Raw genomic sequence first — 14508 nt, forward strand, 5'->3', positions numbered from 1 at the left:
GGGGCGGGCGGCTGCGCTTCGGCTACCGGCTTCGCGACGAGGGCGGCGGCGCTGACGATCTGGCCGATGCGCTCCATGACGGCCTGGCCGGCCTCGACCTGCGCGGCGAGGTCGGCGGCGTAGCGCTCGGCGGTGCGCAGGCGCTCCTCCAGCGTGCGGTCGCAGTCGCCGAGCGTGTTCTTGAGGCCGGCGATGGCGCGTTCGGCATTGTCGGTCGCGGTGACGAGCGCGCCGACGGTCTGGCGCATCCCGGCCTCGTCCGCCTTCAGCCGCTCGATGCGCTTGGCCAGGATGTAGCAGGTGATGATGGTGGCGACGAGCAGGCTGGCGACGAGCGCATCGGCGATGAGGTTGATCGTCATGGCTGTCCTGCTCAGTTGGTGGCGCCGAGATGGCTGGCGAGACTGTCGAAGGCGGCGAGCGTGGTCTTGGAGCGCCGCAGCGGGCTTGTGACCTGCACGGCGATCTTGCCGTCGACCCGGCCGACGCGCCCCTCGGTCACCATGAAGTCGCCGCAGCGCAGCGACACGGCCGAGTCCGGGCGGGCGTCGAACATCAGCGTGTCGCCGATCTCGAGCTGCATCACGCGCTTCAGCGGCATCCGGGTTTCGTGCAGCACGCAGGTGACGTCGACATCGGCCTGCCAGACCTCGGTGGCGAGGTGGTTTTCCCAGATCGGATCGCGCCCGAGCTTCTCACCCATGAAGCTTTCGAGCAGCAATTCACGGATCGGCTCGATGGTCGCATAGGGCAGGAGGATGTGCAGCGAGCCGCCCCGGCCTTCCATGTCGAACTTCAGCTCGACGCGGATCGCGGCATTGGCCGGCCGCGAGATCGAGACGAAGCGCGGGTTCGACTCCACCCGGTCGATGGTGAAGGTCACCGGCGAGAGCGGCTTGAAGGCGGCCTCGGCGTCGCCAAGCACGAGCTGGATGACGCGGCGGATCAGCTGGATCTCGATCGAGGTGAAGGGGCGGCCATCGACGCGCGGGGCGGGCTGGCCGCGCTTGCCGCCGAACATCGTGTCCAGCACCGAATAGGTGAGGGCGGTCTCGATGGTGACGAGGCCGAAATTATCCCATTCCTCGGCCTTGAACACCGAGAGCAGCGCCGGCTGCGAGATCGAGTTGACGTAGTCGCCGAAGCGCACCGAGCGAATGCTCTCCAGCGTCACCTCGACATTGTCGGTGAAGAAGTTGCGCAGGCTGGTCGAGAGCAGGCGCACGAGACGCTCGAAGATGATCTCGAGCATCGGCAGGCGCTCATAGGCGACCGAACCGGAATCGACGATCGCCTGGATGCCGTTGCGCGAGGCGCTATCCTCGGCGCTGGAGAAACCGAGCATCGTGTCGATTTCGTCCTGCGACATCAGGCGGTCGGTGCCGCCTTCCTGCTCGCCATCCTCCTCGAAGGTGGCGGGCATCGTCGACCACTCTGCCGCCATCGTCTCGGGCGTCAGCGGCTGGTCGCGGGGCTTATCCGGATTGTCGCGTTCGAGGCTCATCGGGATGCCGTCACTTCGTTGCGGTCGTCGGGGCGATTGGAGGCGCTCATTGCACCAGCAATTCCTTGAACAGAACGGCGTCCACCTTGGCGGGGTAGACCGTCATGTTGACCCGGCGCAGGAGCTCCTCCTTCAGCCGATACATCCCGGCCGAGCCATCGAGGTCGGAGGGGCGCAATTCGCGCATGAAGATCTGGAAGGCGTCCTCGACGCGCGGCAGCAGCGGCTTGACCTCCTCGGAGACCTTGGCGTCGCCGATCTCGAGCACGACCTTGATCTTCATGATCGGCTGACGGTCCTGCTGGCCGCCATTCGACATGCCGATCATCATGTCCTTCATTTCGAGGAAGGTGGCGGGCTTCTTGACCTTGGCGGCCGCCTCTGCGGCCTGCTCTGCCGAGGGCCGCTTGAACAGGAACCAGTAGCCTCCGCCGCCGGCGGCGGCCAGCAAGGCGACGGCGGCAATGACGATGACGAGCTTCTTCTTGCCGCCTTTCGCCGCTTCCTGGCCCGAGGCGCCTTCGTCTTCGGTCTTGGCTTTCTTCGCCATCTGCTTCAGCCCCGGGCCGTCCGGCCGGCGTCCTGCCGACCTCTCCCGCACCATCTCCAATCACGGTTAACGTCCCGTTAAGGGCGGCAGATTTTGCCGGGCCATTCTTGCCGTTGCGAACGGTTGTGCCGGGTGTCGGCATTGATGCGGTGCCAAGAAAGACGTTTTAAATCAATATGTTGCCTGAGTTAACCATGCTGGCACGGCGCTTGCCGAGTGTCCGGTGTGGCGACTGCGCTGGGGAGCGTCGAGGTCGCCGCGGGACATATCGGGAGTTAAGCCGTGGAGAACGCCTCTCTCATCGGCCTTTCGCGCCAGGTCGCCCTGTCGCGGGAGCTGGACGTCATCGCCAACAACATGGCGAATGTCGGCACGAGCGGATTCAAGGCGCGCAGCGCGCGCTTTAGCGAATTCGTCATGCCGAAAGCCAAGGCCGAGGCCTTCAAGCCGGCCGACCAGGCGCTGTCCTATGTCATCGACAAGGGCACGCCGCTCGACCTTTCGCAGGGCGCGACCGAGTTCACCGGCAACCCGCTCGATGTCGCGCTGAAAGGCGACAACTTCCTGGTCGTGCAGACGGCCGGCGGCGAGCGCTACACCCGCGCCGGCTCGCTGACGATCAATCGCCAGGGCCAGCTCGTGACGCAGTCCGGCCAGACCGTGATGGGCGAGGCGGGGCCGATCACCTTCGGCAACACCGAATTCGACATGCGCATCGCCGCCGACGGCACGGTGACGAGCGACCAGGGCACGCGCGGCAAGCTCCGGCAGGTCCGCTTCGCCAATCCGACCGCGCTGGTGAGCGAGGGGACGAACCTGTTCTCCTCGCCGACGCCGCCGCAGGCCGTCCCGGCCGGCACGCGGCTGGAGCCCGGCTCGATCGAGCGCTCGAACGTCAAGGCCGTCACCGAACTCACCCGGCTGATGGAGGTGCAGCGCGCCTACCAGAACGTCGCGAACATGATCAGCCGCTCCGACGACCTGCGCAGCAAGGCGATCTCGCGCCTGGCTGACCAGCAGGCCTGAGCCGGAAAGGAACCCCTCCCATGCGCGCCATGCAGACAGCCGCCACCGGCATGATGGCCCAGGAGATGAACGTCCAGGTCATCTCCAACAACATCGCCAACGTCCGGACCACCGGCTACAAGCGCCAGCAGATTCACTTCCAGGATCTGCTCTACGAGAATTTCCGCCGCGCCGGCTCGGCCAGCTCGGACCAGAACACGCAGGTTCCGGCCGGCACCTTCATCGGCTCGGGCGTCAAGACGGTCTCGACCGGCCGCGTCATGACGCAGGGCAACATCAGCCCGACCGAGAAGCCCTACGATCTGGCGCTGCGTGGCGAGGGCTTCTTCAAGATCCGCATGCCGGACGGGCGGACGACCTATTCGCGCGATGGCTCCTTCGATCTCGATGCGCAGGGCCAGCTCGTCACCCGCGACGGCTACCTGGTCGAGCCCGGCATCACCGTGCCGAACAACGCCGCCTCGGTGAACATCAACGCCCAGGGCATCGTCGAGGCGACGATTCCGGGCCAGACCGCGCCGCAGCAGCTCGGCCAGATCCAGCTCACCCGCTTCGTGAACAAGGTCGGTCTCGAATCGATCGGCGACAATTTGTTCGTCGAGACGGCCGCCTCCGGCCAGCCGATCGACGGCTTCGGCGGCGGGGAGGGCTTCGGCACGCTGCAGCAGAACTACCTCGAAGAAGGGAATGTTCAGGCGGTCACGGAGCTCTCCTCGCTGATCGCGGCCCAGCGCGCCTACGAGATGAATTCCAAGGTCATCACCGCCGCCGACCAGATGATGTCGGCGACGACGCAGATGTTCCGCGGTTGATCGGGAGGGCCAGCACCATGATCCGCCTCACCCTCACAGGATTGCTGCTCGCCGCCGCGGCCTTCGACGCCGGCACGGCGCTGGCGCAGCAGCCTCGCGCACGGAGCGGGACCGCTCCGGTCGCCATCGCTTCGGCGGCCGCGACGCAAGCTGCTCCGGCGCCGGCCGTGGCCGCTGTTCCCACGCACAGGCTCGTCCTGCGGCCGGAGCTCAATCTCGTTCGAGACCTCGTCACCTATGGCGACCTGATCTCGGGGCTTTCCGGCGATCTCGCCGGCATGGCCGCCTTCCGGGCGCCGGCGCTCGGCGAGACCGGCACGATCCAGGTCGGCCGCATCGTCGAGGCGGCCCGTGCCGCGGGCGTGATCCGGGACGCGGCGGAGCTGGAGAGCCAGGGTTTCGCTCAGGTGGTGGTGACCCGCGCCGCCCGGCGGATCGGCGCCAACGAGATCGAAGCGGCGGTGAAGGCCGGGCTGCAGGAGCGCTTCGGCGTCGATGCCCGCATGTTCGCGCTCGCGATCGACGGTGGCGCGCCGCCCGTGGCGATCGAGCCGGAGCTGACCGGCGAGATCGCCGTGTCCGACCTCTCTTTCGATGCCCGCAGCCGGCGCCTCCAGGCGCGGCTCACAGTGCCCGGCAGCGCCGCCATGCGGCTGAAGCCGCTGCGCATCCTGGGCCAGCTCGTCGAGACGGTCGAGGTGGTGGTGCCCAAGCGTGCGATCGCGCGCGGCGAGACGCTGGGCCGGGACGATGTCATCGTCGAGCGGCGCCCACGTGACGGCCAGGGCAGCGAGCTGATCGGCGATTCCCGCGCCGCCATCGACAAGGTGGCGCGCCGGGCTTTGCTCGCCGGCGTGCCGCTGCGCACTGGCGACGTCCAACGCGAGGAGATCGTCGCCAAGGGCGAACTCGTCACCATCGTCTATGAGGGGCCGGGCCTGCTCATCACCATGCGCGGCCGGACGAACGAGTCCGGCGCGATGGGCGATGTCGTCTCCGTCACCAATCCCCAGTCCAAGCGCACGCTGCAGGGCACCATCACCGGCCCCGGCCGCGTCTCGGTCAAGCCGGCCATCGGCCGCATCGCCAGCGCCCAGTGAGTATCGTCGTGGAAAGCGTCATGATCCCGAACCGCATCCTCAAGCTCTCCGGCCTTTTGCTGCTGACCGCCTCGCTCGGGGCCTGCGGCGTCGGCGACCGCCTCGCCAATGTCGGGCAGGCCCCGACACTCTCGCCTGTCGAGGACCCGACCGCCGCGAAGGGCTACAAGCCCGTCCAGATGCCGATGCCGGCGATGGAGCATGCCTCCTTCGCACCGAACTCGCTCTGGCGCACCGGCTCGCGCGCCTTCTTCAAGGATCAGCGCGCCCGCAATGTCGGCGACCTCGTCACCGTCAAGGTCAAGGTCACCGACAAGGCTCAGCTCAACAACACGACCCAACGCTCGCGCAAGAACGGCGAGGATTTCGGGGCGACCAACGCGTTCGGCTTCGAGAACAAGCTCGACAAGTTCCTGCCGGACGGCGCCAAGGCCGACTCGCTCCTCAAGCTCGATTCGGACACGTCCAGCCAGGGCGCGGGCTCGATCAACCGTTCCGAGACGCTGGCGACCAATGTCGCGGCGGTGGTCACCCAGAACCTGCCGAACGGCAACCTGGTGATCGAGGGCAAGCAGGAGATCCGCGTCAATTTCGAGGTGCGCGAGCTGATCGTCGCCGGCGTCATCCGGCCGGAGGACATCGAGTCGGACAACACCATCGATTCGACCAAGATCGCCCAGGCCCGCATCGCCTATGGCGGCCGCGGCCAGATCACCGATGTCCAGCAGCCGCGCTACGGCCAGCAGGTGATGGATATCCTGCTGCCCTTCTGAGCCGCGCCGATCCTTCGAAATCCGGCCGGCGCGGAACGCTCCCCCTTGTCTCCGCTCCGGTTCGGCCGGCGGTTCCTCCCGAGCCGCCGACAGCCCCGGCCGCCCGCCACGCTCCCCAAGCTTCAAAGGCAAGCGGCCAGAAGCCCCGCGTCCTCCCGACGCGGGGCTTTTCCATGTCAGTCGTCCTCGATCTTCAGGATCACCGCCTGATCCGGCCCGATGGCGCGGCCGTCCTCGGTGCGCACGTCGAGGCTCACGCGCTGGCCGGTCTCGCGCTCGACCAGGCGGGAATGCTTTTCCTCCGGCGCGAAGAGATGGCGCTCGCCGAACTGGCGCAGCGCGACCATGACCGGGAACAGGTCCTTGCCCATGGCGGTCAGGCGATATTCCACGCGCGTTCCGCCATCGCCCAGCGGAACCGCGTCGAGAATCCCGCTCTGGACCAATGTCTTCAGCCGATCGGTCAGGATGTTCCGGGCGATGCCGAGGCTTTTCTGAAACTCGCTGAAGCGGGTCATGCCGTCGAAGGCATCGCGAACGATCAGCAGCGACCACCAGTCCCCGATCACGTCGAGGGAGCGCGCGCTGGGGCAGTAATCCCCCTTGAGGCTCTTGCGAGCGACCATCAGCCCGTTCCCCACCCGCGGGCGATCGATCCGCTTCTTTTTGGTTGCATGATGAAACTCATATCGTTATGCCCGATTTGGTTGCATCATAAAACTGATACCTGAGGTCTGCAATGGATTTGGATCAGGACGCGGCGCTGCCCAGCGCCGCGAAGGAGAGCGTTCGTCCTCCAAACGGGGATGGGACCGTTCAGGCCGCGGACCGGGTCGCAGGGGAGGCGCCGCCCGAGATGCCTTCGCTGAATGGCCGCACCATTTTGCTGTTCGCCGCGGCGAGCGGGCTAGCCGTTGCCAACGCCTATTTCGCGCACCCGCTGCTCGATGTCATGGCCGACGATCTCGATCTGTCCCGCAGCGTCGCCGGGCTGATCGTCGGGGCCACGCAGTTGGGTTATGGGCTCGGCCTGCTGCTGCTCGTTCCGCTGGGGGATCTTCTCGATCGCCGCAAGCTGATCATCGGCCAGTCCCTGCTGTCCGTGCTGGCTCTTGCCTGTGTCGGTGTCTCGCATTCGGCTGCGATGCTGCTCGCCTCGATGGCGGCGGTGGGCCTTCTGGCCGTCGTGACGCAGGCTCTGGTCGCCTATGCCGCGAGCCTGGCGCGCCCGTCGGAACGCGGCCATATCGTTGGCGTGGTCACGAGCGGGATCGTCCTCGGCATCCTGCTGGCGCGAACCGTTGCCGGGTCTCTCACCGACCTGTCCGGCTGGCGAACGGTCTATTTCGTCTCTGCGGCTCTCACGATGGCGATCGTGCTGCTGCTCTGGAGAGTGCTGCCGCGGCAGGAGCGCAAGCCCGCCGGCTTGTCCTATGGGCGTCTGATCGCGTCGCTCGTCACCCTGATCGTCACGGAGCCCACCCTGCGCATCCGTGGGGTCATCGCCATGCTGATCTTCGCCAACATCACGACCTTGCTGGCCCCGCTCGTCCTGCCGCTGAGCGCGCCGCCCTTCTCGCTGTCCCATACGGAGATCGGTCTTTTCGGTCTGGCGGGCGCCGCCGGTGCGCTCGGGGCGACGCGGGCGGGACGCTGGACCGATCGCGGCTACGGTCAACGCCTAACGGGGATCGCGCTCGCGCTGATGCTGCTGGCATGGTTGCTGATAGCCCAGCTTCAGCATTCGATCCTGTGGCTGATCGTCGGGGTGCTGGTAATCGATTTCGGCCTTCAGGCCGTCCATGTCACCAATCAGGCGATGATCTATCGGGTGCGGCCCGATGCGCAGAACCGCCTGACGGCGGCTTATATGATCTTCTATTCGATCGGCAGCGCGGCCGGTTCCTCGACATCGACCGTCATCTATGCCCATGCGGGCTGGCCCGGCGTGTGCGCCGCGGGCGCGCTGATCAGTCTCGCGACACTGGCCTTCTGGGCCCTCACGCTGAAGTCGACCCCGGAAGCCGCGACGAGACGGATCTCCGGCTAGATGCGCGGACGGCGCTGCGGCCTCCCGAGCCGCCGACAGCCCACCATGCTCCCCGAGCTTCAAAGGCAGGCGGCCAGAATCCCCGCGTCCTCCCGACGCGGGGCTTTTTGCGGATGGTCCAACCTGATCCTGTCGCCGAAGAGGTCGGCCACAGGAAGCCCAGGCATCAATTCGTGAGCGCGCTGCGGGCGAGACTGGCTGCCAGCGTCAGCATCATGACGCCGATGGCGAGGTCGAGGACGCGCCATGCGCCAGGCCGCGAGAAGAGCGGGGCGAGGAAGCGGGCGCCAAAGCCCAGCGACGCGAACCAGGCAAAGCTGGCCATCACGGCGCCAGCCATGAAGGGGAGACGCTCCGTCGGCGGGAGACTCGCGCCGACCGCGCCCATCAGCATCACCGTGTCGATGTAGACATGAGGGTTCAGGAAGGTGAAGGCGGCGGTTCCGGCGATGGCGGCGCCGAGGCTGATGCTGGCCTGCCGGTCAACGGTGAGCGCTGACGGATGGGCCGCCCGCCGGAGAGCCGAGGCGCCATACCAGCTGAGGAACGCCGCGCCTCCCAGCCCGAGAGCCAGCGATAGTCCCGGCACGACGGCGAGCATGCTCCCCAAACCACTGACCCCCGCCACGATCAGCACCGCGTCGGCGGCCGCGCAGAACAGGACGATCGGCCAGACATGCTCGCGCTTGAGGCCCTGACGAAGGACGAACATGTTCTGGGCGCCGATCGCGATGATCAGCCCGGCGGATAGAGCGAAGCCTTTGGCGAAGGCGGATAGAAGAGCGGTGGTCATGCCGCCTTGATGCGTCGAGGCGACGATGTAGTATAGCTCAATTTTCTTAATCTGATTTAGGAATGCTAATGCTGGACTACCTGTCCCTCGCGGCCCTTGCCGCCGTGGTGCGCGAGGGCAGTTTCGAGAAGGCGGCTGCGGCACTCTGTGTCACGCCTTCGGCGATCTCCCAGCGCGTCAAAGGGCTGGAGGAGCGGGTCGGGGCAATCCTGCTGACGAGAGGTACGCCCTGCCGCCCCACTGCGATCGGCGCCAAGCTGTGCGCCCATATGGAGCAGGTCCGATTGCTCGAAAGCGAAGTCGTCCATGACCTGCCCGGATTGGCCGGTCAGGAAACCGGGCCTCATACGGTGCGTGTCGCCGTGAATGCGGACAGCGTCAGCACGTGGTTTCCCGCGGTGGCCACGCAATTCGCAGCGGAGACCGGCGCTCTGCTCGACCTCGTCCTCGAGGATGAGGCCCATACGGCTGAGCGTCTCCGCGCCGGCGAGGTTCTGGCCGCGGTCACGGCCGATCCCACTCCCGTTGTCGGCTGCAGGATTTATCCATTGGGCGTTATCGAATATGTGGCCGTCGCCAGCCCCGATTTCCTGGGCCGGTTCTTCGATGCGGGCGTCGATGCGGCCGGCCTTCGGCGCGCTCCGGTGCTGCGCTTCGACCGGCGGGACGAGTTGCAGTCCCGCTGGGCGCGGGCGGCCTGGGGAACGGAGATTTCATCCGCGATCCATTGGACGCCGTCGACCCAAGGCATGCTGGACATGACGCTGGCGGGTCTGGGCTGGTCGATGGCGCCTTTGCCCCTCGCGTTGCCCCTGCTCGATTCCGGAAGGCTGATCGAATTGCCGCCCCACCGGCGGATCGCCGTCACGCTCTACTGGCAGCGCACGAGACTGACGGCTCGGCTGCTCGATCGATTGACGGACGCCGTGCGCTCCGTCGCGGCCCGAAGGCTGGCGCCGGTTCAAGCGCCGGAGCAGCTTCCCGGGCACGACTGACCGCTGTCCGGGTATCCGATGTTTTCCGGCGGGTGAGTCTATCGGGTTTCCGATGCCCGGCTACCGACGCAAAAGGCCCCATGCCTGTGGGCATGGGGCCTTTTAGAGAATGCCGGAAGACTGTCTGCCGCGACTCAATCGTCCCTGAAGACCCGCTCGTTGCGCTCGTGGCGCTCCTGGGCTTCCAGCGAGAGCGTGGCGATCGGGCGGGCTTCGAGGCGCTTCAGCGAGATCGGCTCGCCGGTTTCCTCGCAATAGCCGTAGGAGCCGTCGTCGATGCGGGCGATCGCCGAATCGATCTTGGCGATGAGCTTGCGCTGGCGGTCCCGGGCGCGCAGTTCGATGGCGCGGTCGGTCTCGGAGGAGGCCCGGTCGGCGATGTCGGGGTGGTTCTCGCTCTCGCTCTGCAGGGCGACGAGGGTCTCCTTCGCCTCCTTCAGGATCTCGTCCTTCCAGGCGAGGAGCTTGCCACGGAAATACTCGCGTTGACGGTCGTTCATGAACGGCTCGTCATCGCTCGGCTTGTAGTCCGCATCGAGGATGATCTGCTTCGACATGGGCGCGCTCTCTTGCGTTGTCCGCTCACGCGCCCTTCGGCTTTGCCGCGGGAGGGTGAGCCGATTTCGCGCCCTTATAGCGATCCGTTTCAAGCGGAACAATCGCTTCCGACACAGCTTCAACCGCTTCGTGATTGACGTCGGTCAAAAGGCGGATTCTGCCGGCTTTTCAGCCGAATCCGCCTCAATCCATCGCCCGGATCGCTGCGACGATGTCGTCCTCAATCAGCCGGGCGATCGGCTGACGGTAATGTGTGTGGTCGAAGAAGAGATTCGAATCGTGCAGTTCAGGGCGGTCGATGCGCCAGTTCAGCAAGGTGGTGCGGGGCCTGCGGGCCGCGAAATCGCTGAAGGCCTTGAGGCAGGCGGCCTCGGCCGAGCCGTCAGGCGTGCCCGGTTTGGGAAGAGCCGAGACATAGACCGGCGGCCGAACGAGGATGAGCTTTGTCTCGGGCGGGGCCGATTTCATCATCGCCTCGAGGGCGGCTGCAGCGGGGAAGGGGCCGTTGGCATTGCCGCCGCCGGTCTCGACCGGCGTTTCGAGCATCTCGCGCAGATCGGGCCGGGTCGCATAGCCCTGGGCACGGTAGCTTGCCTCATAGTCCCAGTACCCGTCGGGCCGGCCGCGCTCGGCCGTGGACGAAGTCAGATAGGCGATCCGCCGCGGGATCTCCTCGACCAAATCGTAGCGCATCAGCTTGGCGAGATATGCTGTCAGGCTGCGGCTGAGCAGCCAGAACGGAAAGGACTTGTCGTTCGGCAGAGCCGGGTCCGGCGTGCACCAGAACGCGTCGACGCCGACGACGATCGCCTGCGGGGGCGTCGCCTGGTGATGGCGCAGGAACCAGTCGATGGTGAATATGATCTCCTTCGGGCGCGTCGCGGGGGCCACCAGTGAGACGAAGGGGATGTCGGTCTTCGCCTTTAGATGCTCCGGCGAGAGGAGCTGGACATGCGAGTTGCCGAAGATCGCGCCGGTGAATTGCGGGTCGCGGCCGCGGCTCGCCAGAGCGGTGCGCGGTCCCTGCGGGCGCACGCCCTCCTTGAGCTTCAGCGGTGAGCGGCCGGTATCATAGGGGTCGAGCAGGAAGGCCGTAACGAGGAAGACGGCGGCGAACAGCGTCGCGGCAGCGAGCAGCGTCGCGGTGAAGCGCTCCCATTGCGTCCGCCCGGCCATGCCCGGGGTTTCAGAACTGGAAGTAGATAAACTCATAATTGGCGTCTTCGCCGATCTTGAGCAGGATGATGACGAACAGGAGGCCGCTCAGCACGGCGATCCAGCGGGCCGGCGGCAGCTTGTGAACGAGGCTCCAGGCTGTCGGGCCGATGATGGCGAAGGCGGCGGCCGGCAGCAGCGCGCGCCATTTGAGGCCGGTTCCGATGGGTGCGAGGCCGAACAGCCCCTTGTAGATGGTCACCGCCGCGTCGAAGCTCGTGGCGCGGAACAGGACCCAACACAGCACCACGAAGAGGAAGGTCAGGAGCCAGCCGAGCGGGGCGGGCATCGGCAGCCCGGCGCGACGCCAGAACAGGGCGACGATCAGCGCCAGCCCATGCGCGACGCCCCAGGCGACGAAGTGGAGGCCGGCCCCGTGCCAGAGGCCGCCGAGCGCCATGGTGGCGAAGAGCGCCCAGAGCTGGGTCGGCAGGCCGGAGCGTGAGCCGCCGAGCGGGATGTAGAGATAATCGCGCAGGAAGCGCGAGAGCGTCATGTGCCAGCGCCGCCAGAAATCCTGGATCGAGACCGAGCGATAGGGCGCCTCGAAATTCTGCGGCAGCACGACGCCGAAGAGCAGGGCGAGGCCCAGCGCCATGTCGGTATAGCCGGAGAAGTCGAAATAGATCTGGAAGGTGAAGGCGAGAGTCCCCTGCCAGGCTTCCATCACGCTGACAACCTTGCCGGCCGCGGCGGCCGCGAAGACCGGGTTGGCGTATTCCGACAGCGGGTCGCCGATCAGCACCTTCTTGGCGAGGCCGAGGGTCAGCAGCATCAGCCCGCGCCCGATGCGCTCGGCGGCGTCGGGCCGCTGATAGGGGCGCTCGTCGAGCTGGTGCATGATCTCGCGCCAGCGCACCAGCGGGCCGGCGAGCACCTGCGGGAAGAAGGCGATGTAGAGCGCGTAGCGGACGAGATCGTAGCGCGGCGCCTCGCCGCGCCGCAGATCCGTCAGGTACATGATGTGGTGGAAGGTGAAGAAGGAGATGCCGAGCGGCAGCGCGATGTCGAATTTCGGCGCTGGCAATCCGGGAATCATTCCAGCGAGATCGGCGAAGAAGTTGAAGTACTTGAACACCGCCAGAACGGCGAGGTTGAGCAGGATTGCGAGCGTGATCAGCCCGCTGGCCTTGGTCTTCTGAAAGCTTTCCGCGATCAGCCAGTTCACGCCGATGGACAGGACCAGCAGCGGCAGGAAGCGCCAGTCCCAGTAGCCGTAGAAGGCGAAGGAGAGCAGCACCAGCACCGGCAGGCGCAGGCGCGGCGCGAAGCGCTCCGCCAGCCCATGCAGGGCGAGCGCCAGCGGCAGGAAGGCAAGCAGGAAGACGAACGAATTGAAGAGCATCTGGCAGGCGGATTGAAAGGATGGTTTCCGCCTTAGACCAATATTTCCGGCGAGTCATGTGATGCATCGACGCGCTTGTTCCGACCTCGCGGTGCAAGGGAGTGCCACCAAATTCAATCAATCGATTGATTGAATTTGGTGATTATGGTACGCTTGCGCCATGCTAGGGCTCTCTCTCGACGATCAAGGAACCCGCACGGCTCTGATCAGGGCTGGGCTGGATCTGTTCGGGCGGCACGGCTTCGAGGCGAGCTCGATCCGGCAGATCGCCCAGGCTGCGAGCGTCAACAGCGCGGGCATCGCCTATCATTTCGGTGGCAAGGGCGGGCTGCGCGAGGCCTGCGCGCAATCCGTCGTCGAGACCATCCGGCAAAGGCTGCTCGGAGATGCTGCGCCGCCACCCGTGCCGGTCGATCTCGGGCCGGATGCGGCGCTGGAGGCGATTCTCGCGCTCGTCGGCCGCGCGACGACCTTCATCGTCCGCAACCCGGAAAGCGAGGCGATCGCCCGCTTCGTGGTGCGCGAGATGATGGAGCCGAGCCCGGCCTTCGACATCCTCTACGAAGGGCTGGTCGGGCCGGTTCATGGCCGCCTCTGCCGCCTCTGGGCCGCCGCGACCGGCATGGAGGCGGAGGCCGAACGCACCCGCATCGGCGTTTTCGCGATGATCGGGCAGCTCCTGTATTTCCGCCTGGCGCGCCCTGCGGTGACGCGGCGCATGGGCTGGAGCGGCATTGGCGAGGCGGAGGAGAGGGCGATCGCGGGCAGCATCCGCTCGGCCGTCACCGCCACGATTCTCGCAGCGCGGGGAGAACGCCCATGATCCTCGGATTTCTGTGCAAGGTCGCCTTCATCGCCTCCACCTTCGGCGCCTGCGCGCCGGATACGGTGCGCATCGCCGGCTATGTCGAAGGCGAATATGTGCGGATGGGCCCTATCGACACGGCCCGGATCGAGCGGATCGACGTGCGCCGGGGCGATCGCGTCGAGGCCGGCAAGCTCGTCGCCGCTCTGGAAACGACCGATGCGGAGCACAGCCTCCGGGAGAGCGAAGCGCGGCTGGTGCAGGCCCAGGCGCAGCTCGACAATCTGCGCAGCGGCAAGCGGCCGGAAGAGATCGCGGTGATCGAGGCCAACCTTGCCTCGGCCCAGGCGCAGCAGCGCGAGGCCGAGCGGGCGCTGGACCGCCGGCAGGATCTGCTGCGGCGCGGCGTCTCGACCCAGGCCGATTTCGACCAGGCGGAAACGGCGCGCGATGTCGCCGCCGCGAGCGTGCGCCAGAATGCCGCCAATCTCGCCGTCGCGAAGCTGCCGGCCCGCCCCGACGAGATCAAGGCGAGCGGGAACGCGGTCGAGCAGGCGAAGGCCACGCTGGCACAGGCACGCTGGCGGCTGGAGCAGCGCCGCCTCGTGGCGCCCTCGGCCGGCCGCGTCAGCGACGTGCTGCGGCGCGTCGGGGAGCTCGCGGGGCCGAGTGCGCCGGTCGTGCTGCTGCTGCCGGACGGGGCGGCCAAGCTGATGCTCTATGTCCCGGAAAGCTGGATCTCCAGCGTGAAGCCCGGCATGCCGTTGCAGGTCCGCTGCGACGGCTGCGCGCCCGGCCTGACGGCGTCGGTGACCTATGTCTCGCCGGAGCCCGAATTCACGCCGCCGGTGATCTATTCGGAGCAGACACGCCAGAAGCTCGTCTATCTCGTCGAGGCGCGGCCGGATGGCGGATCGCAATCGGCGCTGCAGCCGGGGCAGATCGTCGATGTCACCTTGCGGGGGCAGCGGTGAGCACGAGC

The 14508-nt window shown here is 66.9% G+C and carries 16 protein-coding genes; 8 read left to right on the forward strand and 8 right to left on the reverse strand.

Annotated elements, in window-relative coordinates; genetic code table 11:
* From IED13_RS26440 to fliL, 3 genes are all read right to left on the reverse strand, one after another.
* A partial coding sequence (locus IED13_RS26440; RefSeq protein ID WP_191125938.1) for a DUF6468 domain-containing protein occupies positions 1-362 on the reverse strand: 362 nt, incomplete at its 3' end.
* Positions 363-373: 11 nt separating this feature from the next.
* Complete coding sequence (gene fliM, locus IED13_RS26445; RefSeq protein ID WP_051987467.1) at positions 374-1504, reverse strand: flagellar motor switch protein FliM; 1131 nt, start codon at positions 1502-1504, stop codon at positions 374-376.
* Positions 1505-1550: 46 nt separating this feature from the next.
* A complete protein-coding gene (gene fliL / locus IED13_RS26450; RefSeq protein ID WP_038358623.1) occupies positions 1551-2054 on the reverse strand; it encodes a flagellar basal body-associated protein FliL in 504 nt (167 codons plus the stop codon).
* A gap of 282 nt (positions 2055-2336) precedes the next feature.
* Between fliL and flgF the strand changes: the two genes are divergently transcribed.
* Genes flgF through flgH form a run of 4 tightly spaced genes read left to right on the forward strand, consistent with a single transcriptional unit; the run spans position 2337 to position 5765 of the window.
* Positions 2337-3080 carry a flagellar basal-body rod protein FlgF gene (gene flgF, locus IED13_RS26455; RefSeq protein ID WP_038358622.1) on the forward strand — a complete coding sequence of 248 codons (744 nt, stop codon included), beginning with the start codon at positions 2337-2339 and terminating at the stop codon, positions 3078-3080.
* Between the two features lie 20 nt (positions 3081-3100).
* The gene (gene flgG, locus IED13_RS26460) at positions 3101-3892 is read left to right on the forward strand and encodes a flagellar basal-body rod protein FlgG (RefSeq protein ID WP_038358621.1); all 792 of its coding nucleotides are present in this window, start codon (positions 3101-3103) and stop codon (positions 3890-3892) included.
* Positions 3893-3909: 17 nt separating this feature from the next.
* Positions 3910-4992 carry a flagellar basal body P-ring formation chaperone FlgA gene (gene flgA / locus IED13_RS29425; RefSeq protein ID WP_191125939.1) on the forward strand — a complete coding sequence of 361 codons (1083 nt, stop codon included), beginning with the start codon at positions 3910-3912 and terminating at the stop codon, positions 4990-4992.
* A gap of 20 nt (positions 4993-5012) precedes the next feature.
* Entirely contained in the window at positions 5013-5765 is a 753-nt protein-coding gene (flgH, locus tag IED13_RS26470; protein WP_112764502.1) for a flagellar basal body L-ring protein FlgH, read from the forward strand.
* Between the two features lie 176 nt (positions 5766-5941).
* Here flgH and IED13_RS26475 read toward each other — a convergent pair whose 3' ends face one another.
* Entirely contained in the window at positions 5942-6391 is a 450-nt protein-coding gene (locus tag IED13_RS26475) for a winged helix-turn-helix transcriptional regulator (RefSeq protein ID WP_133563292.1), read from the reverse strand.
* A gap of 230 nt (positions 6392-6621) precedes the next feature.
* Here IED13_RS26475 and IED13_RS26480 point away from each other — a divergent pair, with 230 nt between their 5' ends.
* A complete protein-coding gene (locus IED13_RS26480) occupies positions 6622-7815 on the forward strand; it encodes an MFS transporter (protein WP_248312787.1) in 1194 nt (397 codons plus the stop codon).
* Positions 7816-7981: 166 nt separating this feature from the next.
* Here IED13_RS26480 and IED13_RS26485 read toward each other — a convergent pair whose 3' ends face one another.
* A complete protein-coding gene (locus IED13_RS26485; RefSeq protein WP_038358618.1) occupies positions 7982-8608 on the reverse strand; it encodes a LysE/ArgO family amino acid transporter in 627 nt (208 codons plus the stop codon).
* A gap of 68 nt (positions 8609-8676) precedes the next feature.
* Here IED13_RS26485 and IED13_RS26490 point away from each other — a divergent pair, with 68 nt between their 5' ends.
* Entirely contained in the window at positions 8677-9603 is a 927-nt protein-coding gene (locus IED13_RS26490; protein WP_191125941.1) for a LysR family transcriptional regulator ArgP, read from the forward strand.
* A gap of 134 nt (positions 9604-9737) precedes the next feature.
* On the opposite strand, the gene dksA is transcribed toward IED13_RS26490, so the two are convergent.
* The 3 genes from dksA to IED13_RS26505 form a co-directional block, all read right to left on the reverse strand.
* Entirely contained in the window at positions 9738-10160 is a 423-nt protein-coding gene (gene dksA / locus IED13_RS26495) for an RNA polymerase-binding protein DksA (RefSeq protein ID WP_038358616.1), read from the reverse strand.
* A gap of 184 nt (positions 10161-10344) precedes the next feature.
* Positions 10345-11337: a hypothetical protein gene (locus IED13_RS26500; protein ID WP_191125942.1), complete on the reverse strand. Its 993-nt coding sequence runs from the start codon at positions 11335-11337 to the stop codon at positions 10345-10347.
* Positions 11338-11347: 10 nt separating this feature from the next.
* Complete coding sequence (locus IED13_RS26505) at positions 11348-12721, reverse strand: MBOAT family O-acyltransferase (RefSeq protein WP_191125943.1); 1374 nt, start codon at positions 12719-12721, stop codon at positions 11348-11350.
* Positions 12722-12881: 160 nt separating this feature from the next.
* Between IED13_RS26505 and IED13_RS26510 the strand changes: the two genes are divergently transcribed.
* Together IED13_RS26510 and IED13_RS26515 are read left to right on the forward strand one after the other, a co-directional pair.
* Complete coding sequence (locus IED13_RS26510; protein ID WP_191125944.1) at positions 12882-13544, forward strand: CerR family C-terminal domain-containing protein; 663 nt, start codon at positions 12882-12884, stop codon at positions 13542-13544.
* Complete coding sequence (locus IED13_RS26515; RefSeq protein WP_191125945.1) at positions 13541-14500, forward strand: HlyD family secretion protein; 960 nt, start codon at positions 13541-13543, stop codon at positions 14498-14500. The genes IED13_RS26510 and IED13_RS26515 overlap by 4 nt, the downstream gene beginning before the upstream one ends.
* The last annotated feature ends 8 nt before the right edge of the window (positions 14501-14508 follow it).

It is taken from the genome of Allobosea spartocytisi (genome assembly GCF_014764685.1).
Taxonomy (GTDB): Bacteria; Pseudomonadota; Alphaproteobacteria; order Rhizobiales; family Beijerinckiaceae; genus Allobosea; species Allobosea spartocytisi.